General features: G+C 74.3%; 20 protein-coding genes and 1 pseudogene. 7 read left to right on the top strand and 14 right to left on the bottom strand.

The window, feature by feature from the left end; all coding sequences use genetic code 11:
* Positions 1 to 43: 43 nt before the first annotated feature.
* The 9 genes from ACZ516_RS33065 to ACZ516_RS33025 form a co-directional block, all read right to left on the bottom strand.
* Positions 44 to 1,327: a glycosyltransferase gene (locus ACZ516_RS33065; protein WP_469013360.1), complete on the bottom strand. Its 1,284-nt coding sequence runs from the start codon at positions 1,325 to 1,327 to the stop codon at positions 44 to 46.
* The gene (locus ACZ516_RS33060) at positions 1,324 to 2,289 is read right to left on the bottom strand and encodes a glycosyltransferase (RefSeq protein ID WP_469013358.1); all 966 of its coding nucleotides are present in this window, start codon (positions 2,287 to 2,289) and stop codon (positions 1,324 to 1,326) included. Before ACZ516_RS33060 ends, ACZ516_RS33065 begins: the two co-directional genes overlap by 4 nt.
* On the bottom strand, positions 2,286 to 3,398 hold the full coding sequence (locus ACZ516_RS33055) for a glycosyltransferase family 9 protein (protein ID WP_469013356.1): 1,113 nt from the start codon (positions 3,396 to 3,398) through the stop codon (positions 2,286 to 2,288). Before ACZ516_RS33055 ends, ACZ516_RS33060 begins: the two co-directional genes overlap by 4 nt.
* Positions 3,395 to 4,075: an HAD-IIIA family hydrolase gene (locus ACZ516_RS33050; protein WP_469013354.1), complete on the bottom strand. Its 681-nt coding sequence runs from the start codon at positions 4,073 to 4,075 to the stop codon at positions 3,395 to 3,397. The genes ACZ516_RS33055 and ACZ516_RS33050 overlap by 4 nt, the downstream gene beginning before the upstream one ends.
* Positions 4,072 to 5,172 carry a glycosyltransferase family 2 protein gene (locus ACZ516_RS33045; protein ID WP_469013351.1) on the bottom strand — a complete coding sequence of 367 codons (1,101 nt, stop codon included), beginning with the start codon at positions 5,170 to 5,172 and terminating at the stop codon, positions 4,072 to 4,074. The genes ACZ516_RS33050 and ACZ516_RS33045 overlap by 4 nt, the downstream gene beginning before the upstream one ends.
* Complete coding sequence (locus ACZ516_RS33040; RefSeq protein ID WP_469013348.1) at positions 5,169 to 6,839, bottom strand: carbamoyltransferase family protein; 1,671 nt, start codon at positions 6,837 to 6,839, stop codon at positions 5,169 to 5,171. The genes ACZ516_RS33045 and ACZ516_RS33040 overlap by 4 nt, the downstream gene beginning before the upstream one ends.
* Positions 6,840 to 6,943: 104 nt before the next feature.
* A complete protein-coding gene (locus ACZ516_RS33035) occupies positions 6,944 to 7,906 on the bottom strand; it encodes an NAD-dependent epimerase/dehydratase family protein (protein ID WP_358586633.1) in 963 nt (320 codons plus the stop codon).
* Positions 7,907 to 8,173: 267 nt separating this feature from the next.
* Positions 8,174 to 8,590 (bottom strand): CBS domain-containing protein, encoded by a 417-nt coding sequence (locus ACZ516_RS33030; protein ID WP_358586635.1) that lies wholly within the window; start codon positions 8,588 to 8,590, stop codon positions 8,174 to 8,176.
* Between the two features lie 81 nt (positions 8,591 to 8,671).
* Positions 8,672 to 9,034, bottom strand: coding sequence for a DUF6479 family protein (locus tag ACZ516_RS33025; protein WP_361087657.1), 363 nt, complete (start codon positions 9,032 to 9,034; stop codon positions 8,672 to 8,674).
* A 320-nt stretch (positions 9,035 to 9,354) separates the two neighbouring features.
* On the opposite strand from ACZ516_RS33025, the gene ACZ516_RS33020 reads away from it, so the two are divergent.
* Positions 9,355 to 10,137 carry a polysaccharide deacetylase family protein gene (locus tag ACZ516_RS33020; RefSeq protein WP_469013404.1) on the top strand — a complete coding sequence of 261 codons (783 nt, stop codon included), beginning with the start codon at positions 9,355 to 9,357 and terminating at the stop codon, positions 10,135 to 10,137.
* A 14-nt stretch (positions 10,138 to 10,151) separates the two neighbouring features.
* Here the strand turns inward: ACZ516_RS33020 and ACZ516_RS33015 are convergent, their stop codons facing one another.
* Complete coding sequence (locus tag ACZ516_RS33015) at positions 10,152 to 10,709, bottom strand: helix-turn-helix domain-containing protein (RefSeq protein WP_469013345.1); 558 nt, start codon at positions 10,707 to 10,709, stop codon at positions 10,152 to 10,154.
* Positions 10,710 to 10,806: 97 nt separating this feature from the next.
* Between ACZ516_RS33015 and ACZ516_RS33010 the strand changes: the two genes are divergently transcribed.
* Positions 10,807 to 12,213: an MFS transporter gene (locus ACZ516_RS33010; RefSeq protein ID WP_469013344.1), complete on the top strand. Its 1,407-nt coding sequence runs from the start codon at positions 10,807 to 10,809 to the stop codon at positions 12,211 to 12,213.
* 32 nt (positions 12,214 to 12,245) lie between these two features.
* Positions 12,246 to 12,692 carry an SRPBCC family protein gene (locus tag ACZ516_RS33005; RefSeq protein WP_469013342.1) on the top strand — a complete coding sequence of 149 codons (447 nt, stop codon included), beginning with the start codon at positions 12,246 to 12,248 and terminating at the stop codon, positions 12,690 to 12,692.
* Here the strand turns inward: ACZ516_RS33005 and ACZ516_RS33000 are convergent.
* The 3 genes and pseudogenes from ACZ516_RS33000 to ACZ516_RS32990 form a co-directional block, all read right to left on the bottom strand.
* Positions 12,689 to 13,840 carry an XdhC family protein gene (locus ACZ516_RS33000; protein WP_469013339.1) on the bottom strand — a complete coding sequence of 384 codons (1,152 nt, stop codon included), beginning with the start codon at positions 13,838 to 13,840 and terminating at the stop codon, positions 12,689 to 12,691. The two genes, ACZ516_RS33005 and ACZ516_RS33000, sit on opposite strands and share 4 nt — an antisense overlap.
* A 35-nt stretch (positions 13,841 to 13,875) precedes the next feature.
* Entirely contained in the window at positions 13,876 to 15,333 is a 1,458-nt protein-coding gene (locus ACZ516_RS32995; RefSeq protein ID WP_358911101.1) for an NCS2 family permease, read from the bottom strand.
* A gap of 165 nt (positions 15,334 to 15,498) precedes the next feature.
* A pseudogene (locus tag ACZ516_RS32990) lies at positions 15,499 to 15,711 on the bottom strand (hypothetical protein); the annotation flags it as partial.
* Between the two features lie 504 nt (positions 15,712 to 16,215).
* Here ACZ516_RS32990 and ACZ516_RS32985 point away from each other — a divergent pair.
* Positions 16,216 to 17,931 (top strand): PucR family transcriptional regulator, encoded by a 1,716-nt coding sequence (locus ACZ516_RS32985; RefSeq protein ID WP_361077273.1) that lies wholly within the window; start codon positions 16,216 to 16,218, stop codon positions 17,929 to 17,931.
* A 175-nt stretch (positions 17,932 to 18,106) separates the two neighbouring features.
* Complete coding sequence (locus tag ACZ516_RS32980) at positions 18,107 to 18,868, top strand: hypothetical protein (protein WP_358701381.1); 762 nt, start codon at positions 18,107 to 18,109, stop codon at positions 18,866 to 18,868.
* 600 nt (positions 18,869 to 19,468) lie between these two features.
* On the opposite strand, the gene ACZ516_RS32975 is transcribed toward ACZ516_RS32980, so the two are convergent.
* Positions 19,469 to 20,209, bottom strand: a complete 741-nt coding sequence (locus ACZ516_RS32975; protein WP_361077267.1) for a GntR family transcriptional regulator — start codon at positions 20,207 to 20,209, stop codon at positions 19,469 to 19,471.
* Positions 20,210 to 20,295: 86 nt separating this feature from the next.
* On the opposite strand from ACZ516_RS32975, the gene ACZ516_RS32970 reads away from it, so the two are divergent.
* Complete coding sequence (locus ACZ516_RS32970) at positions 20,296 to 21,168, top strand: (2Fe-2S)-binding protein (RefSeq protein ID WP_469013336.1); 873 nt, start codon at positions 20,296 to 20,298, stop codon at positions 21,166 to 21,168.
* A gap of 188 nt (positions 21,169 to 21,356) precedes the next feature.
* The gene (locus ACZ516_RS32965) at positions 21,357 to 22,421 is read left to right on the top strand and encodes a DUF2637 domain-containing protein (RefSeq protein ID WP_361077262.1); all 1,065 of its coding nucleotides are present in this window, start codon (positions 21,357 to 21,359) and stop codon (positions 22,419 to 22,421) included.
* Positions 22,422 to 22,434: the final 13 nt, after the last annotated feature.

Raw genomic sequence — 22,434 nt, 5'->3', positions numbered from 1 at the left:
CCTCCTTCGGATGTCGGTGCTCCGCGGTGGGTCGGGGCGGGGCTCACACCACGCCGGCGCCGGTCGTGACGGGCTGGGGGTCCAGGACCTCGCAGTACGCCGCCTCGGTGGCCGCGGCGACCCGGTCCCAGCCGAACCGGCGCAGGGTGCGGCGGCGTCCCGCCTCGCCGCAGGCCTCCCGGGCGGCGGGGTCGGCGAGGAGGTCGGCGACGGCGCGGGCGAGGGCCTCGGGGTCGCGGGGCGGCACCAGGCGGCCGGTGGCCGGGTCGGCGACCGTGTCGAGCTGGCCGCCGACGGCGCTGGCGACGACGGGCCTGCCGCACGCCATGGCCTCCAGGGGGACGATGCCGAACGGCTCGTAGTCCGCCGGGCACACCACGATGTCGGCCGCGCGCAGCAGCGCCGGCACATCCGCGCTCGGCACACCGCCGGTGAAGCGGACCCGGTCGGCGACGCCCGCCTCCCGGGCGAGTGCGCGCAGCCGCCGGACCTCGGGGTCCTCGTCGAGGCGGTCGGCGGGGGGACCGCCGACGACGACCAGCTCCGTCTCGGGCAGTCGGGCGAGCGCGGCGATGGACACGGCCGCGCCCTTGCGCGGCACGAGGCGGCCGAGCTGGAGCAGTTGGTGCCGTTCGGTGCCGCGTTCGGCGACCGGGCCGCGCGGGGCGAACAGCTCGGTGTCGACACCGCAGGGCACGACGGTGGTCTTGGCGGCGGGGACGCCCATCCTGCCCAGTTCCACGACCTCGTCGCGGCAGGTGGCGATGATCCGGTCGCAGCCGGAGCCCACCTCGGTCTCCAGGGCGATCCGCCTCGGCGGGCTGGGGTCGGCGAGCTGCTGGTGGCGCCGCTTGACGGTGCCGAGCGCGTGGTACGTGTGCAGCAGCGGCAGGCCCAGCTCGCGGGTCGCCCACAGGGAGGCGAGCCCGGACATCCAGAAGTGCGAGTGCACCAGGTCGGGCGGCCGGTGGCGCCAGGTGCGGGCCAGATAGCGGCCGAAGTCGCCCATGTGGGGCAGCAGTTCGTCCTTGGGGATCTGCTCGGGCGGCCCGGCGGGTACGTGGTGCACGTGCACGCCCTCGCGCAGGGGCACCGTCTCGGGCAGTTCGCGGTCGTCGCGCCGGGTGTAGACGGTGACGTGGTGGCCGCGGTCTGCGAGGGCGCCCGCGAGCGCGGCGACGTGCACGTTCTGGCCGCCGGCGTCCACGCCGCCCAGGGTGGCGAGCGGGCTGGCGTGTTCGGAGACGAGGGCGACGGACAGCTTGTCGGGGCCGCTGGGCGCCGCGCCGAAGGCGGCGGGGTCGAAGGGGCCGAGGGACGAGGTCATGAGCACGCCTCCGTCATCACGCGCTCCCAGTCGGCCAGGAAGCGCTTCAGTCCGTACCGTTCGAGAGCGGCCTGGCGCGCGCGGGCGCCGTCCTCGGCCGCGGCCCGCGGGTCCTCCAGGTAGCGCCGCGCGGCCCGGGCCAGGACCTCGGGGCGGGTGGACAGGACGCCCGCGCCGGGCGGCACCGCCTCGATCGCCTCGGTGGTGGCGAGCGCCACGACGGGCATGCCCAGCTGCATGGCTTCGAGCAGGGACAGGCCGAGGGAGGTCCAGCGCACGGGGTGCAGGTACAGGCGGCGCTGCGCCAGCGCGCCGTGCAGTTCGCTCTGCGGCAGGTCGGCGGCACGGCACCGGTCCTCTGGGAGGCCGAGATGCGCGGCGAGCCCTTCGGTGCGCATGCCGAAGACGTCGAGCGGGGCCGCCTCGCTGAGGGCGGGGAGCAGGTCCGTGCCGGTGTACCGGCCGCGGCGCACCGGGTCGTTGACGACGACGGCGGCTCTGGCGAGGCGCCCGGTGTACTGGTGGCCGGGGTCGACGATGCCGTGTTCGATGACCTCGGTGCGGGTGTTGCCGCAGTCCCAGAACAGCCGGTTGAAGTGCGTGACGTGGACCAGCGTCAGGTCATCGCGGTCCGCGCAGGGGTGCCGGGTGTCGGGGACGTCGCCGTCCGGCGCGTTGTGCTCCAGGTAGACGGCGGGTACGTCCCGTCCGGGGCGCCGGCCGCCGAGCCAGCGTTCGGCCAGCTCCTGTTCGTGCGGGCGCTGGAGGACGACGAGGTCCACCTCCGCCTCCCGCAGCTCCTCGGGCGTCACTTCCCGTACGGAGGCGGGCCAGGAGAAGGTCCGGGCCCGGCCGAGCCCGTCGGGGCCGCGGTCCGGTGTCACGGGAACGAGGTAGGTGTGGGGGCCCTGGACGAACGCGGTCGTCCAGGAGCCGTGCACGTGCCACAGCAGGATGTTCATACGCTTGCTCCTCGTTCCGTTTCGGGCGTGCCGTCCGGTGCGGTGACCCGGGCGGGCGCCGCCCGCGCGCGGCGTGTCCGGTCGGCCGCGCCCTCGGCGAAGGACGCCACCGCGGCGAGCACCTCGCCGTCGTCGACCCGGTCGAGGCAGGGGTGGCCCGGCACCGGGCACTGCCGGGCCCGGCTGTCCGCGCACGCGGCGTGCTGGTCGCCGAGCACGACGTGGGGGACGCCGTACGGGCGCCAGCGCTCGGCCGGCACGACCGGCGCGAAGAGGCAGACCACGGGGGTGCCGACGGCGGCGGCGAGGTGCATGGGCCCGGTGTTGCCGGACACCACCGCCCTGGCCCTGGCCAGGACGCCCGCCAGGCGCCGCAGATCGGTGGCTCCGCCGAGGTCGAGGGCGTGCCGCCCGGCGACCCTGGCGGTCAGTTCGCGTTCGTCGGGGCCGCCGGTGACCACGACGCGGTGGCCTGCGGCGCTGAGGACCGCCGCGGCGCGCTCGGCGCGTTCGGGGCTCCAGGCGCGGGCGGGCACGGCGGCGCCGGGGTGGAGCACGACGTAGGGTTCGCCGCCGGTGAGGGGGGTGGTGTCCGGCGTCGCCTCCACGCGCAGGGCGCCGTCGTCGCCGGGCGGCAGGGCGAAGCCGCAGGCCTCGGCGAGGTCGAGGGCGGCCCGCGCCTCGTGGCGGTGGGGCAGCCGCTGGTGGCGCAGGTCGAGCAGGGAGCCGGGGTAGTCCTCGCTGTCGGCGGCGGTCCAGCCGACGCCGGCCAGCTTCAGCAGCAGCGCGGCGGGCAGCGGGCTCTGGTGGTAGGAGACCAGCACGAGGGCCCGGTCGAAGCGGCCCTGCGTCACCTCGTTGAGGAGCTGCCGCGTGGCCGTGTGCGACACGGGCGCCGCTTCGAGCCCCACCCACGGGGCGTCGTACACCAGCACGTCGTCCACGTCGGGCAGCAGCCTGCCCGCCTCGACGCCCTGGGGTCCGCACAGCAGCGCGGTGTACGACGAGCCGGCCGCGACGGCGCGCACGGCGGGGCCGGCGAGCAGGACGTCGCCCGCGCTGTCCAGACGTACGACGAGTGTGCGCGGCAGGGTTCGGAAACCGGTCATCGCTCCTCCACCTCCATGGGGCGGTGGCCGCCCTCGGGGTCGGGGCTCAGCAGCAGGCGTACGGCGGTGAGCAGGTCGGGGGCCACGGCGGGGGCGGCCTCGATCTCCTCGGCGCGCGTCACCGGGGTGGGCACGAGGATGCCGCGGGCCCCGGCGGCGCGGGCGGCGCCCATGTCGGCCCCGATGTCACCGATGACGGCGGCGCGGGCGGCGGGGACGCCGAGGCGCCCGCAGGCGGCGAGGACGAGGCCGGGCGCCGGTTTGCGGCAGCCGCAGCCGTCGCCGGGGCCGTGCGGGCAGATCGCCCACACGTGCAGCGGGCCGAGGAGTTCGTCCACGCGCCGCCGCACCGCCTCGACCTGGTCGCGGGTCAGCAGACCGCGGGCGACGCCCGACTGGTTGCTGACGACGCCGAGGGGGATGCCCGCGGCCCGTACGGCGGCGACGGCGTCCCGCGCGGTCGGCATGAGCCGTACGCGCGCGGGGTCGCCGTTGTAGGGCACGTCCTCGACGAGGGTGCCGTCGCGGTCGAAGAGGACCAGCGCGGGCAGGGCGCGGGCGGCGCCGCGTCGGGCCGGGCCCCGGGCGGGCGGGCCGTCGACGAGCCAGGGGCCGCGGCCGTCGTCGCGCCGGGCGGGGGCGGTCGGGGGCGGGGGTGCCACGAGGCGCCGGTTCATCGCCGGACCCGCTCTTCGTCGGTGGGCCGGGCGGGCGCGCGTGAGGGGCCGCCGGTGGTGCCCGTACGCGGGTCGAGGGGCGCGGCGTTCCGGTGCGCGGCCTGGCCGCGCAGCCAGTGCCAGACGGCGGCGGGCGGGATGAACGCGCTGGTCAGCGCCATGGTGAGGATCTCGTCCCGGGTGCGGGGGCCCGGCAGGATCCGCGCCAGGGCGAATTCGGCGGTGCCGGCCAGCCAGGCCGCCGCGCAGGCGCCGGCGGCCGCCGGTCTGCGCAGCGCGGCGCAGGCCAGGGCCCCGGCGGCCGCCGCGGTGACCGCGAGGTGGCCGGGCAGCCGCCCCCGTGGTGCGGCCGCCCTGGTCCACCAGTAGCGGCCGTGCAGCCGCGTCATGAGGACGTCGTCGGCGTTGCCGGCCTGGAGGCGCACGGAGGTCCAGCGGCCGGCCGGGCGCACCGGATGGGTCGTGGCGCGGGTGCCCTCGGCGATCGACCAGCCGGCGGCGAGGACCCGCAGGGCGAGGTCCGCGTCCTCCCGGAAGGCACGGCGGAAGCGCTCGTCGAAGCCGCCGACGGATTCCAGTGCCGCCCGGCGGTAGGCCATGTCAGCGGTGATCCAGCGGGCGGTGGCCAGTCCGGCGGTGTTGCGTTCCCAGTCCGTCGGCCTGCGGTCGGCGGGGAGCGGGACGTCGATGCGGGCGGTGACCGCGCCTTCCTCGGGGGTGGTGGCGGCCAGGTCGAGGGCGAGGTCGTCGCACCAGGTGGGGCCGGGCACCACGTCGTCGTCGAGGAAGACGATCCACGGCGCGCGGCCGGCGGCGCGCCAGCCGGTGTTGCGCGCGGCGGCGGGGCCGCGGGCCCCGCCGTCGACGACGAGGGTGACGGGGCGCAGGGCCGCCGGTATCCGGACGGGCAGCGGGGTCGTGCCGTCGGCGCCCGGGCGGTCGTCGACGAGGACCACGCGCAGCGGCCCGGGCCCCTCGGCTCCGGCCAGGGCGCGCAGGGTGGCGCCGAGGCTGGGCCTGCCGAGCGTCGGGATCACCACGGCGTACGCGCCCTCGGTGGCGACGACGTCACCGGTGTCCGTCGCGTGCCCGGTCATCGGCTCTCCCCTCCCTCGGGTGCCGGGGCGTCGAAGAGGTCGCGGCGCCGGATGGCGTAGGGGCCGATGGCGAGGAGGTCGACGGGCGAGGAGCCGAAGCACTCCAGGGCGTCGCGGGGGTCGTCCACCATGGGGCGGCCGGCCGTGTTGAGGCTGGTGTTGACCACGACGGGCAGGCCGGTGAGCTTCTCGAACTCGCCGAGCATGCGGGCCACGAGGGGTTCGCGCGCCGGGTCCACGGTCTGGATGCGGGCTGTCCCGTCGACGTGGACGACGGCCGGGATCCGCTCCCGCCAGGGCTCGGCCACGTCGTGCACGAAGAGCATGTACGGGCTGGGCAGCGGCCCGTCGAAGATCTCGCGGGCGCGGTCGGCGAGCACCATGGGGGCGACGGGCCGGAACTGTTCGCGGCCCTTGACGTCGTTGAGCCGTTCGAGGTTGCCGGCGTGGCCGGGGTGGGCCAGCAGCGAGCGGTGGCCGAGGGCCCGCGGCCCGTACTCGGAGCGGCCCTGGAACCAGGCGACGATCCGGTTCTCCGCCAGTGCCCGCGCGACGGTGGCGGCGATGTCCGGCGGGCGTTCGAAGGCCACGGCGGCGGTCTTGAGCCAGGCGCCGAGTTCGGCGTCGGACCAGTCGCGGCCCAGGTCGGCGCCGGTCATGGGGGCGATCTCGTCGCCCTGTCCGGCGGACAGCAGGAGCGCGCCGCCGAGGGCGGTGCCCGCGTCACCGGCCGCGGGCTGCACCCAGACGCGGGAGAAGGGGCCCTCGCGGGCTATTCGGGAGTTGGCGACGCAGTTCAGGGCGACCCCGCCGGCGAGGGTGAGGACGCTGTGGTGCGTCTTGCCGTGCAGCCAGCGCGCGAGGTCGAGCAGCGTCTCCTCCAGGACGGCCTGGGCGCTGGCCGCGACGTCGGCGTGGTCCTGGGTCCAGGGTTCGTCGGCGTGGCGCGGGGCGCACAGCTCGTGCCAGGGCACGGCGGTGGCGCGGAACCCGCCGTCGCCGGTCGGGTGCACGTGGCGGCGCAGTTCGGGCAGCATGCGCGGGGTGCCGTGGGAGGCGAGGGCCATCACCTTGAACTCGTCGCAGGAGCGGAGGAATCCGAGGTGCCCGGTCAGCTCCTCGTAGACCAGGCCGAGGGAGTGCGGCAGGTCCTGGGCGTACAGCGGTTCCAGCGTGTCGCGCACGCGCCGGGCGGCGAGGTGCGAGGCGCGCTCGCCGCGGCCGTCCAGGACCAGGACGGAGGAGTCCTCGGCGCCGGGCGCGGCGAAGGCGCTCGACGCGGCGTGCGCCATGTGGTGCGGCACGAAGCGGACGATGCCCGGGTCGAGGCCGGGCAGCGCGGCCTTGAGGAAGCCGGGCGCCTCACGGGCGTAGGTCTGCCGCAGGTGGTCCCAGGGGTCGTCGAGCCCCATGTCGGCCGCGGGCCGGGCGAGCGCGGGGTCGTAGGAGTAGGCGACGGCGTCGAGGTCCTGGGGCCGCAGGCCGGCCCTGCGCAGGCACCAGGCGGCGGCCTGCTCGGGCAGTTCCCAGGCGGAGAACGGCACGGGGCGTTTGCCGTGCTTGCGCCGCGAGAACCGCTCCTCCTCCGCGGCGGCGACGGTCCTGCCGTCGATCACGAGGGCGGCGGCGGGGTCATGGAAGAGTGCGTTGATTCCGAGGATGCGCATGAGGGATCCGAGGTTCTGTCGGCGGTACGGGGCACGGGGCCGGGGCGCTGGGTCCGGAGCTGTGCTCCGGTGGGTGCCCGGCGTTGGGCTCTCGCCGGTCCGGGTCAGGGGCGGGCCGTGGCGCGGAACCAGTCGATCGTGCGCCGCAGGCCTTCCTCGGCGTCCACGCGCGGTTCCCAGCCGAGCTTGTCGCGTGCCAGCGTGATGTCCGGGCAGCGCACGGCGGGGTCGTCCGTGGGCCGGTCGATGAAGCGGATCTGCGCGTCGGATCCGGTGAGGTCGATGATCAGGCGGGCCAGGTCGAGCATGGTGATCTCGCCGGGGTTGCCGATGTTGACCGGGCCGCGCATGCCGTGGGCGGCGGCGGCGAGGATGCCGCGCACGGTGTCGTCGACGTAGCACAGCGAGCGGGTCTGGTGGCCGTCACCGGTGACGGTCAGGGATTCGCCGTCCAGTGCCTGGCGGACGAAGGTCGGCACGGCCCGGCCGTCGTGGCCGCGCATGCGGGGGCCGTAGGTGTTGAACAGCCGCACGATGGCCGTGTCGGTGCCCTCCGCGTCTGCGTGAGCCGTGGTCAGGGCCTCGCCGAAGCGTTTCGCCTCGTCGTAGACGCTGCGCGGGCCCACCGGGTTCACATGGCCCCAGTACCGCTCGTCCTGCGGGTTCTGCTGCGGGTCGCCGTAGACCTCGGAGGTGGAGGCGAGCAGGAAGCGGGCGCCGTGGCGGTGGGCGAGCCGCAGCGCGTTGCGGGTGCCGAGGCTGCCCGTCTCCAGGGTGTGCAGGGGCAGCCGCAGATAGTCGGCCGGGGAGGCGGGGGACGCGAAGTGCAACACGAGGTCGGGCGGCCGGTCGACGTCCAGCCCCTCGGCGACGTTCGCGCGTATCAGCGTGAAGCCGGGGTGGTCGAGCAGCGGGGACACGTTCTCCGGGCGCCCGGTGCTGAAGTCGTCGACGCAGGTCACCGCCGTGCCCGCGGCCAGCAGGGCGGTGCACAGATGCGATCCGACGAAGCCGCCGCCGCCGGTGACGACGGCGTGCTCCCAGGTCCGTGCCGGCGCTGTGGTCATGCGGATCTCCTCCATACGCGGTGCCTTCGTACGCGGTGCCGCCGTACGGCGGCGGGCCCCGTCCAGTCTTCGAACAGCCTCTGTCAGATGGGCGGGGACGGCCCGGCGGTGTACGGCAGACGGGTGAGTACGCGCGGTGAGGAGGCCAAGGGCGCGGGCGCACGAGTGCGGGACCCGGCGGAAGTGTCCTCGCCAGGTCCCGGGGGGCCGCGTCCAGCGCGTCCGGCGTGCCGGCGGGCGGGGCGTGGCCCGCGTCGAAGGAGCCGGTCAGTCGGTGGAGAGCGCTTCGAGCAGGTCGCCCACCTGGGGGTCGGGGAGGCTGCGGGCGACGTCCGCCTGGGCGACGACGCCGACGAGGTCGTGGCCGTCGATGACGGGCAGCCTGCGGACCTTGTGCGCGGTCATCGTGCGCATGATCTCCCCGGCGTCGTCGTCCGCGCCGATGGTGACGGCTTCGCCCTGGGCCAGCTCGCCCGCCGTGGTCCGCTCGGGGTCCTTGCCCTTGCCGAGGACTTTGACGACGATGTCGCGGTCGGTGAGCATGCCCTTGAGCCTGTTGTCCGTGCCGCAGATCGGCAGGGCGCCCACGTCGAGTTCGGTCATCTTGCGGGCGGCCTGCAGGACGCTTTCGTCGGCGCCGACGCACTCCGCGCCCGCGGTCATGATGTCTCTGGCAGTAGTCATGTCACTCCATTCGTGTGGTGCGGCCGAATGCGGCCTGTCACGTTTGCGCGCGGAGGGTGAAGGGGCCCGGAATTACGGCGTTCAGCTGCCCAGGCCGCCGCTGCCGAAGCTGCCGCCGTCGCCTTTCCGGTGGTCCTTGGGGTCCTGCGAGGCACAGCGGTGCGTGCTCGACTGGCCGTACCCGCCTTTCAGCTCGTGCGGGTTGAGCCGGTGGCCGTCCTCGGACACCTCGTCCGGCTCCCGGTACTCCCGCTCTTCCCTGACGGGACCCCCATATGGCCGCTTCGGCTGCTCTTCCGGGCTCGGGGGCCTGGACTCGCGCCCGCGGACGCGCTGCCCCCAGAAAAAGGCGCCGAGAAGGACCGCGACCACGACGACACCGGCGATCCACATGAAGAGGTCGGCTGTGTGCGAAATGGCAAGTTCCCACTCCATGGATTCCATATGAGTGTTGTACCCGCCCGGCCGGAAAATTAGCGGAACGTTACGCCTGCCGATTCACTCGCGATTCACCCGAAAGGAAAACGGGACGGCGCCGCGGCGGCTTATGGAATACGCGCATCGGGACCCCGCACGCCCGCAACCGGGGGCGGGATCTTGTCGGCCCACACCGTCCTGGCCGCCACTATGAACACCCTGTATACATGTCACGTATACACACTCTGTATAGTCATCGCATGCCCGTCGAGAACACGCCCGTCGAGAACGCCCCCGCGACCCCGTCCACCCAGGACACGCGCGCGGTCGCCGCACCCCCCGCCGCCATGAAGATGGCCCGCGCGCCGAAAAGGTTGCCCCGCATCGCCGTCGCCCTCGCGGCGGGAGCGGCCCTCGTCCTCGCGGTGAGCGGATGCACCAAGCTCGACACCACCGCGCCGAGCGCCGTACGCAAGGAGGGCGCCGCCGCCAAGAAGGCGGACCAGGGCGCGTTCGGCGCGGTCGACTGCCGCAGGGCCAAGTGCGTGGCGCTGACCTTCGACGCGGGCCCCAGCGAGAACACCCCGCGGCTGCTGAAGATCCTCAAGGACGAGAAGGTCCCCGCCACCTTCTTCACGCTCGGCAAGAACCACATCGAGAAGTACCCCGAGCTGGTGAAGCGGATGGACGCGGAGGGCCACGAGGTCGCCAGCCACACCTGGTCGCACAAGATCCTCACGAAGATCGGGCCGGCCGAGGCGCGCCGCGAGCTGGAGCGCCCCAACAAGGCCATCGAGAGGCTCATAGGCAAGAAGCCGACGCTGATGCGCCCGCCGCAGGGCCGCACCAACGACGACATCACCGAGCTCTCCGAGGAGCTGGGCCTCGCGCAGGTCCTGTGGACCGTCACGGCCAAGGACTACACGACCGATGACTCCGCGCTGATACGCAAGCGGGTCATCGACCAGACCAAGCGGGACGGCATCATCCTGCTGCACGACATCTACCGGGGCACGGTGCCCGCCGTACCCGGCGTCATAGCGGAGCTGAAGAAGCGGGGCTACGTCTTCGTGACGGTCTCCCAGCTGCTCGCGCCGGGCAAGGCGGAGCCGGGCAAGATCTACCGGTAGAGCCTCTCCCGCTCCTACGTGCGGGCTCTGGCCTGTTGCCCCTGCGGCCCGAACAGGTGCAGGACCTCCACCGCGGCGTCCCCGGCGGGTCCGAACCAGTGGGGTTCGGTCGTGTCGAACTCGGCGACCTCGCCGGGGCCGAGTTCCAGGTCCCGCTCGCCGATGATCAGGCGGAGCCGGCCGGACAGGACGTACAGCCACTCGTAGCCGCCGTGGGTGACCAGCCTCGGTTCGCGCGGGGCCAGGATCTGCTTGAACACCTGGAGGCGGCCGGGGTACTCCGTCAGCGGCACGATCACCCCGCCGCCCTTGCGGCGTCGGGGGGTCAGGTGCACCCGCGGATCGCCGGTGGCGGGAGCCGCGATGAGCTGGTCGATGGCGACCCGGTGGGCCCGGGCCAGCGGGATCAGGAGATCGAGCGTGGGCCGGCGGATGCCGGACTCCAGCCGGGACAGCGTGCTGACCGAGATCCCGGTGGTCCCGGCCAGGGACTCCAGGGTGAGACCCCGGTCGCGGCGCAGGGCGCGTAGCCGCGGCCCGATGCCGTCGAGGATGGCGGGGATGTCGTCCATCGCCCCCATTTTGCGGCCTCCGCAAAAAGCGTCGGGGATCGGGGGGCGTCCGGCGGAGTGTGGGGGCACCGACCGCCCTCGACCGAAGGTGCCGCACATGACCCTGACCACACCCCCTGTCGACGCCGGGGCCGCCCCCGTTCTCGGGGTCCGCCGGCGCCGCGCCGTGCTGGCGATCTGCGCCCTGAGCATGTTCCTTGTCGGCCTGGACACGACCATCGTCAACGTGGGACTGCCCGCGATCGGCGCGGGTCTGGGAGCGGGCACCCGCCACCTGGAGTGGATCGTCGACGCCTACACCGTCGTCCTGGCCGGCCTGCTGATCACCTCCGGGGCGTTGGCCGACCGCTTCGGACGGCGCCGGGTGTTCCGGCTCGGCCTGACCGTCTTCGGCGCGGCCTCCCTGGCGTGCGCGCTCGCCCCGTCCGCCGGTGTCCTGATCGCGGCCCGCGCCGTCCAGGGCGTCGGGGCCTCGATGCTGAGCCCCGTGGCCCTGGCCATCGTGGTCAACACCATGACGGACGCGCGGGAACGCGCCCGTGCCATCGGCGTGTGGGCGTCGGTCTTCGGCCTGAGCATGGCCGCCGGGCCGGTCACCGGCGGCGCCCTCCTCACGGCCTTCGGCTGGCAGTCCCTGTTCTGGATCAACGTCCCGGTGATCGCCGCCGCGCTCGTCCTGAGCAAGGTGTTCGTCCCCGAGTCGCGGGCCCCGCGGCACCGCGTGCTCGACCTGCCCGGTCAGATCCTGCTCATGCTCGTCGTCGGCCTCACCGTCGCGCTCCTCATAGAGGGCCCGCACCTGGGCTGGGCCTCCCCGTCGGCCGGGGCCGGCTACCTGGTCGTCACCGTGGCGGCCCTCGCCTTCGTGGCCGTCGAACGCCGGCGCCGCGCACCGCTGATGGACCTCGCGCTGTTCCGCGCGCCCGCCTTCGGCGCGGCCGTCCTCGGCGCCGTGGCCGTCTTCACCGCGCTGAACGTCACCTTGCTGCTGAACACCTACTACTTGCAGCACACCCGGGGGCTCTCCGCGCTCCTGGCAGGCACCGCCACCCTCCCCATGGCGCTGGCGGCCACCGTGTGCGCGCCCGTGGCCGGAGCCATGGTCGCCCGCCGGGGAGCCCGCCGCCCGCTCGTGATCGCCGCCACGGCCCTGACCGCGGGCGCGGCGCCGCTCACCGGCCTCGGCGCCCACACGCCGTACCCCCTTCTGCTCGGCGCCTACCTGCTCATCGGCGTCGGTGTGGGGTTCGCCAACGCGCCGATCACCAACACGGCGGTGAGCGGTCTGCCGCGCGAGCGCGCCGGTGTCGCGGGCGCCATCACCTCCACGGCCCGCCAGCTCGGCGCGGCGATCGGCGTCGCGGTGGCCGGGGGCCTCGTCACCGGGCAGGGCCCCGGACAGCTCGCCCGGGCGTCCCACCCCGGCTGGCTCCTCGTCGCGCTCTGCGGGGCGGCGCTGTTCCTCGTGGCGTACACCGCCCGCCGAACCGGCGCGGACCGCTGAGGTGGGGGGCGGGTGGCTCTAGGCTCGACGGCGTGGCCCTCTTCCAGTTCGCCCGACGTACGCCGCTGTCTCCCGCCGATGCCTGGCACCGCCTGACCTCGTGGGAGCGGCACGGCGAGGTCGTCCCGCTCACCCGCGTGACGGTGCGCACGCCCCCGCCCACCGGCGTGGGCACCGTCTTCGTGGCCCGCAGCGCGCTCGGCCCCGTCGGCTTCGACGATCCGATGGAGGTGGTCGAGTGGCGTCCGCCCCGGGGCACCTCGCCGGGCCGGTGCCGGCTGGCGAAGCGGGGGACGTTCGTGACGGGCTGGGCGGAGTTCGAGGTGCGCGCCACGCCCACCGGCTCCACCGTGCTGTGGCGCGAGGAGCTGGCCGTACGGTGGCTGCCCGCGCTGTTCGACGGGGTGCTCGCCGCGACGGCCCGGCGGATGTTCGGCCGGGTGGTCGACCGGCTCACGGACCCCGGCGAGGCCGGTTAGCCGGGGCTTCGGCGCGTCTCCTCCTGCTCGTGGTGGATGGGGGTGTGCGCCCCGGTGAGCGGGGCCCCGCCGCCGCCCCGCCGGTGGGCGACGATCTCCGCGGCGATGGACAGGGCGGTCTCCTCGGGCGTACGGGCGCCGAGGTCGAGGCCGATGGGCGAGCGCAGCCTAGCCAGTTCCGGCTCGGTGACGCCGGTGGCGCGCAGGCGGGCGGCGCGGTCCTCGTGGGTGCGGCGGGAGCCCATCGCGCCGACGTAGGCGACGGGCAGCCGCAGCGCGAGGCGCAGCAGCGGCACGTCGAACTTGGGGTCGTGGGTGAGCACGCACAGCACGGTGCGGCTGTCGACGTCGGTCTTCTCCAGGTAGCGGTGCGGCCAGTCGACCACGATCTCGTCGGCGTCCGGGAAGCGCTCGGGCGTCGCGAAGACGGGCCGTGCGTCGCACAGGGTGACGTGGTGGCCGAGGAAGGCGCCGACCCGTGTCAGCGCGGCGGCGAAGTCGATCGCGCCGAACACGATCATGCGGGGTGGCGGTACGCCGGACTCCACGAGGACCGTCACCGGCCGGCCGCACCGCGATCCGTCCGCGCCGATCTCGACGGTCCCGGTGCGTCCGGCGTCGAGCAGGGCGCGGGCCTGCCCCGCCACCGCGCGGTCCAGCCGCGCCGATCCGCCGAGCCCGCCCTCGTACGCGTCCGGCGACGCGCTCGAAGGACGTACGAGCAGGGCGCGGCCCATCAGTTCGGCGGGCCCGGACACGACGCGGGCGACCGCCGCCGCCTCCCCCGAGGAGAAGGCGGCCAGGGCCGCCGCGATGACCGGCCGGCACGCGGAGTGCGCGCGGACCGGGGTGATGAGGATGTCGATGACGCCGCCGCAGGTCAGACCGGCGGCGAAGGCGTCCTGGTCGCTGTGGCCGAAGCGTTCGAGGACGCTTTCGCCGTCCTGGAGCGCCTGGACGCACAGCTCGTAGACGGCGCCCTCCACGCAGCCGCCGGAGACCGAGCCGATGACCGTGCCGGCCGCGTCGACCGCGAGGGCGGCGCCGGTCCGGCGGGGCGCGCTCCCGTCGACCGCCACCACGGTGGCGACGGCGAAGTCACGCCCCTGCTCGACCCACCGGTGCAGCTCGTCGGCGATGTCCAGCATGTCGGCCTCCTCGGGGGTGCGGGGAGGCGTCGGCGTCAGTGGACGCCCAGCCACCCTTCGATGGGGTTGAGGGCGAAGTACACCAGGAAGATCACCGTCAGACCCCACATGAAGGCGCCGATCTCGCGCGCCTTCCCCTGGGCGATCTTGATGGCCACCCAGGCGATGACGCCCGCCGCGACACCGGTGGTGATGGTGTACGTGAAGGGCATCAGGACGACGGTCAGGAAGACCGGGATGGCGGTCGCGCGGTCGGCCCAGTCGACGTGCCGCGCGTTCATCATCATCATCGCTCCGATGACGACGAGCGCGGCGGAGGCCACCTCCTGGGGCACGATCGCGGTCAGCGGGGTGAAGAAGAGACAGGCCGCGAAGAACAGTCCGGTGACGACGGAGGCGAGGCCGGTGCGGGCGCCCTCGCCGACGCCGGTCGCGGACTCGACGAAGACGGTCTGGCCGGAGCCGCCCGCCACGCCGCCGATGGCACCGCCGGCGCCGTCGATGAACAGCGCCTTGGACAGGCCGGGCATGCGGCCCTTCTCGTCGGCGAGGTTGGCCTCGGTGCCGACGCCGATGATGGTGGCCATCGCGTCGAAGAAGCCGGCGAGCACCAGCGTGAAGACGATCATGCCGACCGTCATCGCGCCGACCTGGCCCCAGCCGCCGAACTCGACCTCGCCGAAGAGGGAGAAGTCGGGGGTGGAGATCGCGCCGCCGTGCAGTTCGGGGGTTCCGTTCGCCCACTGGTCGGGGGCGATGACGTCGGCGGCGTTGAGGATGACGGCGACGACGGTGCCGGTGATGATGCCGATCAGGATCGCGCCGGGGATGTTGCGCGCCTGGAGCATGAAGATGAGCAGGAGGGTGCCCGCGAAGAGCAGGACGGGCCAGCCCGAGAGTTCGCCGGCCGGGCCGAGGGAGAGCGGGGTCGCCTTGCCCGGGTGGACGAAACCGCCCTTGACCAGGCCGATGATCGCGATGAACAGGCCGATGCCCATGGTGATGCCGTGCTTGAGGGCGAGCGGGATCGCGTTCATGATCATCTCGCGGAGCCCGGTGACCACCAGGAGCATGATCACCACGCCGTACATCACGCACATGCCCATGGCCTGCGGCCAGGTCATCTCGGGGGCGACCTGCGAGGAGATCACGCCGGACACGGAGAGCCCGGCGGCGAGGGCCAGCGGCACCTTGCCGACGAAGCCCATGAGGAGGGTGGTGAGGGCCGCCGCGAAGGCGGTGGCGGTGATCACGGCCTTGGTGGCCATGGTGTCCCCCGCCGCGTCCTTGCCGGACAGGATCACGGGGTTCAGCAGCAGGATGTACGCCATCGCCATGAAGGTGGTGACGCCGCCGCGCACTTCGCGCGCGACCGTGGATCCTCTCCGGGATATGTGGAAATACCGATCGAGCCAAGACCGGCCGGCCGGGACGCGAGAGCCGTTGCCCGCGTCCTCCGCGGTGGTCTTGGGCTCCACTGATGACTGGGTCATGGTGCCTAACTCCCAAGGTTCACAGGGGCACCCGCATGTTTGCGGGATTTGGGATGATGCGTTGGCTGCACGACCCGGGGGACGGCCCGAGACGAACGAAACGTGGTACCGGACCTCTGCCGACCCGAGTGAACGGGTCCGTCGCGGTCCGGTGCCGGGGGCGAGCTACACCGTGCCCGTGAGGTGCTCCGGGCGGACCGGTGTTCCGGTCGGCTCACGACCCGTCGCGTCCCGGACGGCCGCGCGGGCCGCCGGGGTGGACGACAGGGTCGGGGCCTCGCCGGCGCCGCGCGGCCCGTAGGGGGCGTGCGGGTCGGCGAGTTCGAGCACGTCGACCGGGATGGCCGGCGTGTCGAGGATCGTGGGGACGAGGTGGTCCCGCTCGCGCGGGTCGGCGAGGCGGCCGAAGGCCGGCGGGAACTCGGGGCGACGGTGGTCGGAGGCGGTCTCGACCAGCATGTCCGTGCCCCCCGCGGTCGGCACAGAGGTCAGGTGCGCTGCCTCGGCGGCGAGCGCCTCCTCCCCACTGGCGGGGCGAAGGAAGTCCATGAGGTCTCTTCTTCGGTCGGGGGTGGTGCACTGCGAGGGAGGCATTCCGTATCGGCCACTCGGGCCCTTCGCCCCCTCGACTGCTTGTTCATCTGCTGTTAACCGGAGTGGAGCCAGTACACCGCCCGCTCCTCCGGTCGGGTCAGTCACCGAAACCATGAAGGAGTTGGCTGGCCAACCCGCGCGTCTTGTAGATTCGTATGAAGAACGGGCCCCAGAAGCCTCTCGGGTTCCCCCGGAAAACCGCTGACGCCCGGCGCCACAGCGCCCCGGCCTCACCGGAGCCCACTTGCTTGTACACCACATTCGAGACAGATCGGCGGCGACGACACCATGCGGCTGCGCGCACTCCTTGACACCGACGCGCTGGGCCTGCGGCTGCTCGGCGGCGAGGACGAGCTGGACCGCACCGTGCGCGGTGTGATGACCACGGACCTGCGGGACCCCAGCCGCTACCTGGCGGGCGGCGAGCTGGTCCTCACCGGCCTCGCCTGGCGCCGCGACGCCGCGGACACCGAGCCCTTCGTCCGCGTCCTCGCGGGCGCCGGGGTGGCCGCGCTGGCCGCCGGCGAGGCCGAGCTGGGCGACATCCCCGCCGACCTCGTCGAGGCCTGCGCCCGCCACCGGCTGCCGCTCTTCGCGGTCAACGAGTCCGTGGCCTTCGCGACGATCACCGAACACGTCGTACGGCAGGTCTCCGGCGAGCGCGCCGGTGACCTGGCGGCCGTCGTGGACCGGCACCGGCGCCTGATGACGTCGGGCCCGGCCGGCGGCGGCCCCGACGTCGTCCTCGACCTGCTCGGCACCGACCTGGACCTGCGCGCCTGGGTGCTCTCCCCCGCGGGGCGCGCCATCGCCGGGTCGAGCACGGGCGGCACGGCGCTGCCGCCGGCCGTGTGCGCGCGCCTGGCGGGGGAGCACCTGGCCGCCACGCGCACCGGGCGGCGCGGGCCGCACCGCGTGTCCGTCGACGGGGTGACGTACTCCCTGTTCCCCGTGCGGGCCAGCGGCCGGGGAGCCGGCGGCGTGGCGCGCGACGTGCGCGAGACGGTGCTGTCCGACTGGGTGCTCGCCGTGGAGGCCGACGCCGGCGACTGGCCCGAGGAGCGGCTTGACCTGCTCCAGGGCGTCACGCAGCTGATCGCCGTGGAGCGGGACCGGCGCGACGCCGCCCGCACGGTGCGCCGCCGCCTCGCCCAGGAGGTCCTGGAACTGGTGCAGACCGGCGCGGCCCCCGCGGAGATCGCCGCGCGCCTGCGGGTCGCGGCGCCCGTACTGCTGCCGGGACTCGGCACGGCCCCGCACTGGCAGGTCGTGGTGGCCCGCGTGGAGTGGGAGGGCGGGGACATCGACGGCGGCCGGGTCGCCCAGTCGCTCCTGGAGGAGATCCTCGTCGACCCCGCCCCCGGTTCCCGGACCGACGCGAACAGGGGCGGCGCGTCCTCCTCGGCGCCGGAGCCGTTCGACCGGATCGCGGTCGCGCACACCGGGGACGAGGCCATCGCCCTGGTGCCGCTGCCGGCGGTCTCGACGGAGCACGACGGCACGGAGGCGGGCCTGCTCGCCGACGCCCTCCTGGAGTCGGTCCGCGCCCCGCTGTCGGCGGGCCTGGACGGCGACGGCCGCCTGACGCTCGGCGTCAGCGCGTCCGTGCACTCGGCGGAGGGACTGCGCGGCGCCCTGGAGGAGGCGCGGCACGCCCGCCGCGTCGCCGCCGCCCGCCCCGGCCGGGTCTGCGCGGCCGGTCACCAGGAGCTGGCCTCCCACGTCCTGCTGCTGCCCTTCGTGCCGGACGACGTGCGCCGGGCGTTCACCGCGCGGCTCCTGGACCCGCTGCGGGAGTACGACCAGCGGCACCGGGCGGAGCTGATCCCCACCCTGGAGGCCTTCCTCGACTGCGACGGCTCGTGGACGCGCTGCGCCGCGCGGCTGCACCTGCACGTCAACACGTTGCGCTACCGGGTGGGCCGGATCGAGCAGTTGACGAGCCGTGACCTGTCGCGGCTTGAGGACAAGCTCGATTTCTTCCTCGCGCTGCGGATGAGCTGAGAAAAGGGTGACCGGCCGCCCGCGGGCCGACGAGCGGCCGGTCCCTCGCCCGCCTCCCCCTTTGTGAATTCTTTCACCCGGCCCCTTGGCCGGACGCCGCCATCCATGCTGAGATTCGCCCACGACTCAACAGCTCAATGGTGTGCTCGGGGAGGGCAACGTGGCGCATACCGCCATGTCTGGTACCGGAACGATTGCAGGGGACGATCCACTCCAGACCGCGGTATGGCGGCTGCGCTCGCGCGGCTGCTGGACCGACGCGGCCGCGCTGCTGGCCTCGCGGGCCGGGGCGGCGCCGGCGCTCCAGCGGGCGGCGCTCCTCGTCGAGCGCTGCCTGTTCACGGGGGACGGCTGGGCCGAGGCCGAGGACGCCCTGCGGACCGCGGAGGCGCTGGCCGAGGACGACGACGACCGCGGGGGCGCGGCCTGCGAGCGGGGCCATCTCGCGTACGCGGCCACGGTGTTGGGCGTACGGGACCGGGCCGACGAGGCGCGTACGGCGCTCGGCAGGGCGGCGGCGCTGCTCGCCCCGGACGCGGCGGGGCGGCCGCTCCTCGACTACCGGCGGGGCCTGATCGCCGAGCACATCGCCGACTCGCCGCAGGCCGCGAGGGCGGCCTACCAGCGGGCGCACGCGGGGGCCACCGCGCGCGCCGACCCGCTCCTGCTCTCCTTCACCTGGCGGCACTTGGCCGGACTCGCCCTGCGGGACGGGGAGTTGGCGCAGGCGCGGCAGGGTTTCGCGGAGTCGCTGCGGTTGCGGGAGGAACTGGGGTACCTGGTCGGCACCGCTCCCGCGTTGGCGGCGCTGGCGGACGCGGAGCCGGAGCCGGAGGCCTCGCGGTTACGGGCGGAGGCCAAACGCCTCTTCCACCTCCTGGGGGGAGTCCCCACCTGGCTCTCCCCCCACCTGACCTCTCCACCCCCGACGCCCTGAGCCCGGGGGGCCCGGGGGGTCTCCCACCCACCCACCCGTCACCCGGCACCCCACCGCGAGGTACCCCCGGGAAGCGACGGCGCGCCCACCCACCTGCCCCCCGGCACCTCTCCCCGAGGCAATACGCCCCCCGGCGGCCCGCCACGGACAAACGGCCGGGTACGCCCACTCACTACGGCCCAACGGGCGTCTCCCACCCACCCACCCGTTGCTCGGGGTCCGGCTACCGGGTTGGAGACGCCCCGGGCAGGGGCACACCCCGGCACGGAACCGGGAGCAGAGGGGCAAGCACAGCCACCCCAGCAGCCCGACGCAGGGCAACGGGCGGGTGGGTGGGAAACGCCCCTGCGGAGGGGCACACGCCGGCACGGAACCGGAAGCAGAGGGGCAAACGCAGCCACCCCAGCAGCCCGACGCAGGGCAACGGGTGGGTGGGTGGGAGACCCCCGGCGAGGGGGCACACCGCAGTACGGAACCAGCGGCCGAAGGGCCAGCGCGGCCCCCGCAACCCGACCCCGAGCAACGGGCGGGTGGGTGGGAGACCCCCCGGCGAGGGGGCAACCGCGGCACGGCCTCAGAGACGGACCGGCAAGGAAACCGCTAGGCCCCCGAGCCAGACCCCGCGAAGTGCTCCGCCACCAACCCCGGAACCACCCCCAGCTCCCCCGCCACCAACGCCTCCAGCAAAGCCATGTGCTCCGCCGCGTCCGCCACCAACTCGGCCCGCCGGCCCAAGGACCGGCCACCGGCCACCGGCCACTGCGCCCGCCGGTGAAGGCCGTCCGCGACAAGGACCAGCTGCCGGTTGCCCGACAGGGACAGCATCGCGCCGTGAAAGGCCCGATCGGCCTCGGCGTAGCGCGCGACGTCGCCCTCGGCGGCCGCCGCGACGGTCGCCTCGGCCAGCGGCACCAGCTCGCCCCACCGTTCCGCCGGCACCGTCCGGGCCAGCCGCAGCACGACCGGCACCTCGATCAGCGCCCGCACCTCGGCCAGCTCCGCCCGCTCGCGGGCCCCTCGCTCCAGCACCCGGAAGCCCCGGTTGGGGACGACCTCGACGGCCCCTTCGGCCGCCAGCTGCTGCATCGCCTCGCGCACCGGCGTCGCGGAGACGCCGAAGCGTTCGCCGAGCACCGGCGCGGAGTACACCTCGCCGGGTGCCAGCTCACCGCCCACGAGCGCGGCCCGCAGCGCGTCGAGGATCTGTCCGCGTACGGACGTGCGCCCCACCGCCCGGCGCGCCGCCTGCTCCGGCACCCGCCCCCCGGCCTGCCCCACGACGTCCACCCGCGTCCGCCCCGCCCCGTCTCCGTGTGCTGTGAAAGGTACGAGAGGCACCATAGGCGGACACGCCCGCGGTTGAAACCTCGATCATGTTGGGTAAGGTAAGGCTTACCTGCAATCGATCGCGATTCGGTGGTCCCCGCATGTCCGTGCCCACTTTGGCCGCGCCCGCCCAGAGCGCCTTCGGCGCCGTCGCGGACTCCTACGCCCGCCTCGCCGAGGTGTTCCCCGGACTCCGCGTGACCGAGCTGGGCCCCGAGGAGCGGGCCCCGCACGGTGGCGGCTGGGTGAACGCCGCCCGGCTCGCCCAGGGCGGAGCCGACCTGGACGCGTTCGTCGCGTGGGACAACGCGCAGGTACTGAAGGACTACGGCACCCAGGCCCGCCCCGACGTGGTGGCCAGCTTCGGCCTGCACCGCTACGCCTGGCCGGCCACCCTGCTGTTCACCGTCCCGTGGTTCCTGCACCGCCGCGTCCCCCGCTTCCCGGTGGTGGACGTCTCCTTCCAGCGGAGCCTCGGCCGCCTGGCCGTGCGCACCGAGTCCTTCGCCTGCCTGCCGGACGACCCGGCCGCCGTACTGCCTGGCGCCCATGTCGTACCGGACGAGGAGGCGCTGCGCGCGCAGGTGCGGGCGTCGGTCGCCGAGCACCTGGGTCCGCTCCTGGAGGGCTTCGGCCCCCGGATGCGTCGCCGCTCCCGCGCCCTGTGGAGCCTCGCCACCGACGAGGTCGTCGAGGGGCTGTGGTACATCGCGCACCTCCTCGGCGAGGAGGGCCGCGCGATGACGGAGTTGGAACGGCTGCTGCCCGGCGCCACGAAGCCGTACGTCGGCACGGCCGGCTTCCGGGAGCTGACGGGGCCGAACGGGGAGAAGCTGCCCACCCGCGACCGCGCGAGCTGCTGCATGTTCTACACGCTGCGCCCCGACGACACCTGCGTCACCTGCCCGCGTACGTGCGACGCGGAGCGCATCGCACGGCTGAGCACCGACGCCGGCCCGGCCGCCTCCGCTTGAACCACCCTTTCGGACCCGTTTAATCGAACTCAACACCCATTCGTACGAAGTGAGTTCGAGTAAATCTGGGTTCTGCGTGCTCTCTGGCACCCCCTTGGCGTTCTCTTGCCCCGAAACCCCGGTGAGGGCCGTCCCCATCGGGTCACTATGGCGCCCGAAACGCCCTACCGCGACGCAAGGGACCCCAGATGAGACTGACCGCTATATCGCTGGATTGGCTGCTCCCCGGCGCCGTCCTGCTCCTGGGCATGCTGGTGGCGGTGGCGGTGCTCGCGCGCGGCAAGCGAGGCCACGACAAGGCGGCGAAGGCAGGCACGGGCGACGAATCGTGGGAACGCAGCGAGGAGCGCCGGCGGCGCAAGGAAGCGGTCTACGGCACCGCCTCCTACGTCCTGTTGTTCTGCTGTGCGGCGGTCGCCGCCGCACTCTCCTTCCACGGCCTGGTCGGCTTCGGGCGGCAGAACCTCAGCCTCTCCGGCGGCTGGGAGTACCTCGTGCCGTTCGGCCTGGACGGCGCGGCCATGTTCTGCTCCGTGCTCGCCGTGCGCGAGGCGAGCCACGGTGACGCGGCGCTCGGCTCGCGTCTGCTCGTGTGGACGTTCGCCGGGGCGGCGGCCTGGTTCAACTGGGTCCACGCGCCCCGGGGTCTCGGCCACGCCGGTGCCCCGCAGTTCTTCTCCGGCATGTCGCTCTCGGCGGCGGTCCTCTTCGACCGCGCGCTCAAGCAGACCCGCCGGGCGGCGCTGCGGGAGCAGGGCCTCGTACCGCGTCCGCTGCCGCAGATCCGCATCGTGCGGTGGCTGCGCGCGCCCCGGGAGACCTTCGGCGCCTGGTCGCTGATGCTCCTGGAAGGCGTCCGCACACTGGACGAGGCCGTCGAGGAGGTCCGGGAGGACCGTCGGGAGAAGGAGCAGACCCGGCTGCGCAGGCGCGACCAGGAGAAGCTGGAGCGGGCTCGGCTCAAGGCCATCAGCCGCGGCCACCGGGGTTACGGCCGGGGTGGCGGCCGGCAGGTCGACGTGCAGGCCGTGCCGGCGGCCCCGGGCTCCGCGCAGGTCGGCGCGGACCCTGCCATAGCAACGCAGGAGCAGCTGCCGCTACGCGCCCGCCCCTCCCTCCAGGCCGTCAGGAGCGACTCTGACCAGGCCGCTCCCGTCACCGTCGACCTCACCGCGGAGGACGACACGCAGACCCTGCCCCGGCTCGACTCGCTGGAGCAGAAGTTGAAGGACCTGGAGCAGCAGTTCGGCTGATCGCGCCGGGAGC

Source organism: Streptomyces sp. NPDC034037 (assembly GCF_055575715.1).
Note: the sequence above shows the minus strand (reverse complement) of the source record. Positions and strands in the feature narration are given on the sequence as shown.

Bases quoted from the DNA above. Each gene is read 5' to 3' on its own strand.
- ACZ516_RS33065 (WP_469013360.1), bottom strand. From the start codon at position 1,327: ATGACCTCGTCCCTCGGCCCCTTCGACCCCGCCGCCTTCGGCGCGGCG.
- ACZ516_RS33060 (WP_469013358.1), bottom strand. From the start codon at position 2,289: ATGAACATCCTGCTGTGGCACGTGCACGGCTCCTGGACGACCGCGTTC.
- ACZ516_RS33055 (WP_469013356.1), bottom strand. From the start codon at position 3,398: ATGACCGGTTTCCGAACCCTGCCGCGCACACTCGTCGTACGTCTGGAC.
- ACZ516_RS33050 (WP_469013354.1), bottom strand. From the start codon at position 4,075: ATGAACCGGCGCCTCGTGGCACCCCCGCCCCCGACCGCCCCCGCCCGG.
- ACZ516_RS33045 (WP_469013351.1), bottom strand. From the start codon at position 5,172: ATGACCGGGCACGCGACGGACACCGGTGACGTCGTCGCCACCGAGGGC.
- ACZ516_RS33040 (WP_469013348.1), bottom strand. From the start codon at position 6,839: ATGCGCATCCTCGGAATCAACGCACTCTTCCATGACCCCGCCGCCGCC.
- ACZ516_RS33035 (WP_358586633.1), bottom strand. From the start codon at position 7,906: ATGACCACAGCGCCGGCACGGACCTGGGAGCACGCCGTCGTCACCGGC.
- ACZ516_RS33030 (WP_358586635.1), bottom strand. From the start codon at position 8,590: ATGACTACTGCCAGAGACATCATGACCGCGGGCGCGGAGTGCGTCGGC.
- ACZ516_RS33025 (WP_361087657.1), bottom strand. From the start codon at position 9,034: ATGGAATCCATGGAGTGGGAACTTGCCATTTCGCACACAGCCGACCTC.
- ACZ516_RS33020 (WP_469013404.1), top strand. From the start codon at position 9,355: ATGAAGATGGCCCGCGCGCCGAAAAGGTTGCCCCGCATCGCCGTCGCC.
- ACZ516_RS33015 (WP_469013345.1), bottom strand. From the start codon at position 10,709: ATGGACGACATCCCCGCCATCCTCGACGGCATCGGGCCGCGGCTACGC.
- ACZ516_RS33010 (WP_469013344.1), top strand. From the start codon at position 10,807: ATGACCCTGACCACACCCCCTGTCGACGCCGGGGCCGCCCCCGTTCTC.
- ACZ516_RS33000 (WP_469013339.1), bottom strand. From the start codon at position 13,840: ATGCTGGACATCGCCGACGAGCTGCACCGGTGGGTCGAGCAGGGGCGT.
- ACZ516_RS32995 (WP_358911101.1), bottom strand. From the start codon at position 15,333: ATGACCCAGTCATCAGTGGAGCCCAAGACCACCGCGGAGGACGCGGGC.
- ACZ516_RS32985 (WP_361077273.1), top strand. From the start codon at position 16,216: ATGCGGCTGCGCGCACTCCTTGACACCGACGCGCTGGGCCTGCGGCTG.
- ACZ516_RS32980 (WP_358701381.1), top strand. From the start codon at position 18,107: ATGTCTGGTACCGGAACGATTGCAGGGGACGATCCACTCCAGACCGCG.
- ACZ516_RS32975 (WP_361077267.1), bottom strand. From the start codon at position 20,209: ATGGTGCCTCTCGTACCTTTCACAGCACACGGAGACGGGGCGGGGCGG.
- ACZ516_RS32970 (WP_469013336.1), top strand. From the start codon at position 20,296: ATGTCCGTGCCCACTTTGGCCGCGCCCGCCCAGAGCGCCTTCGGCGCC.
- ACZ516_RS32965 (WP_361077262.1), top strand. From the start codon at position 21,357: ATGAGACTGACCGCTATATCGCTGGATTGGCTGCTCCCCGGCGCCGTC.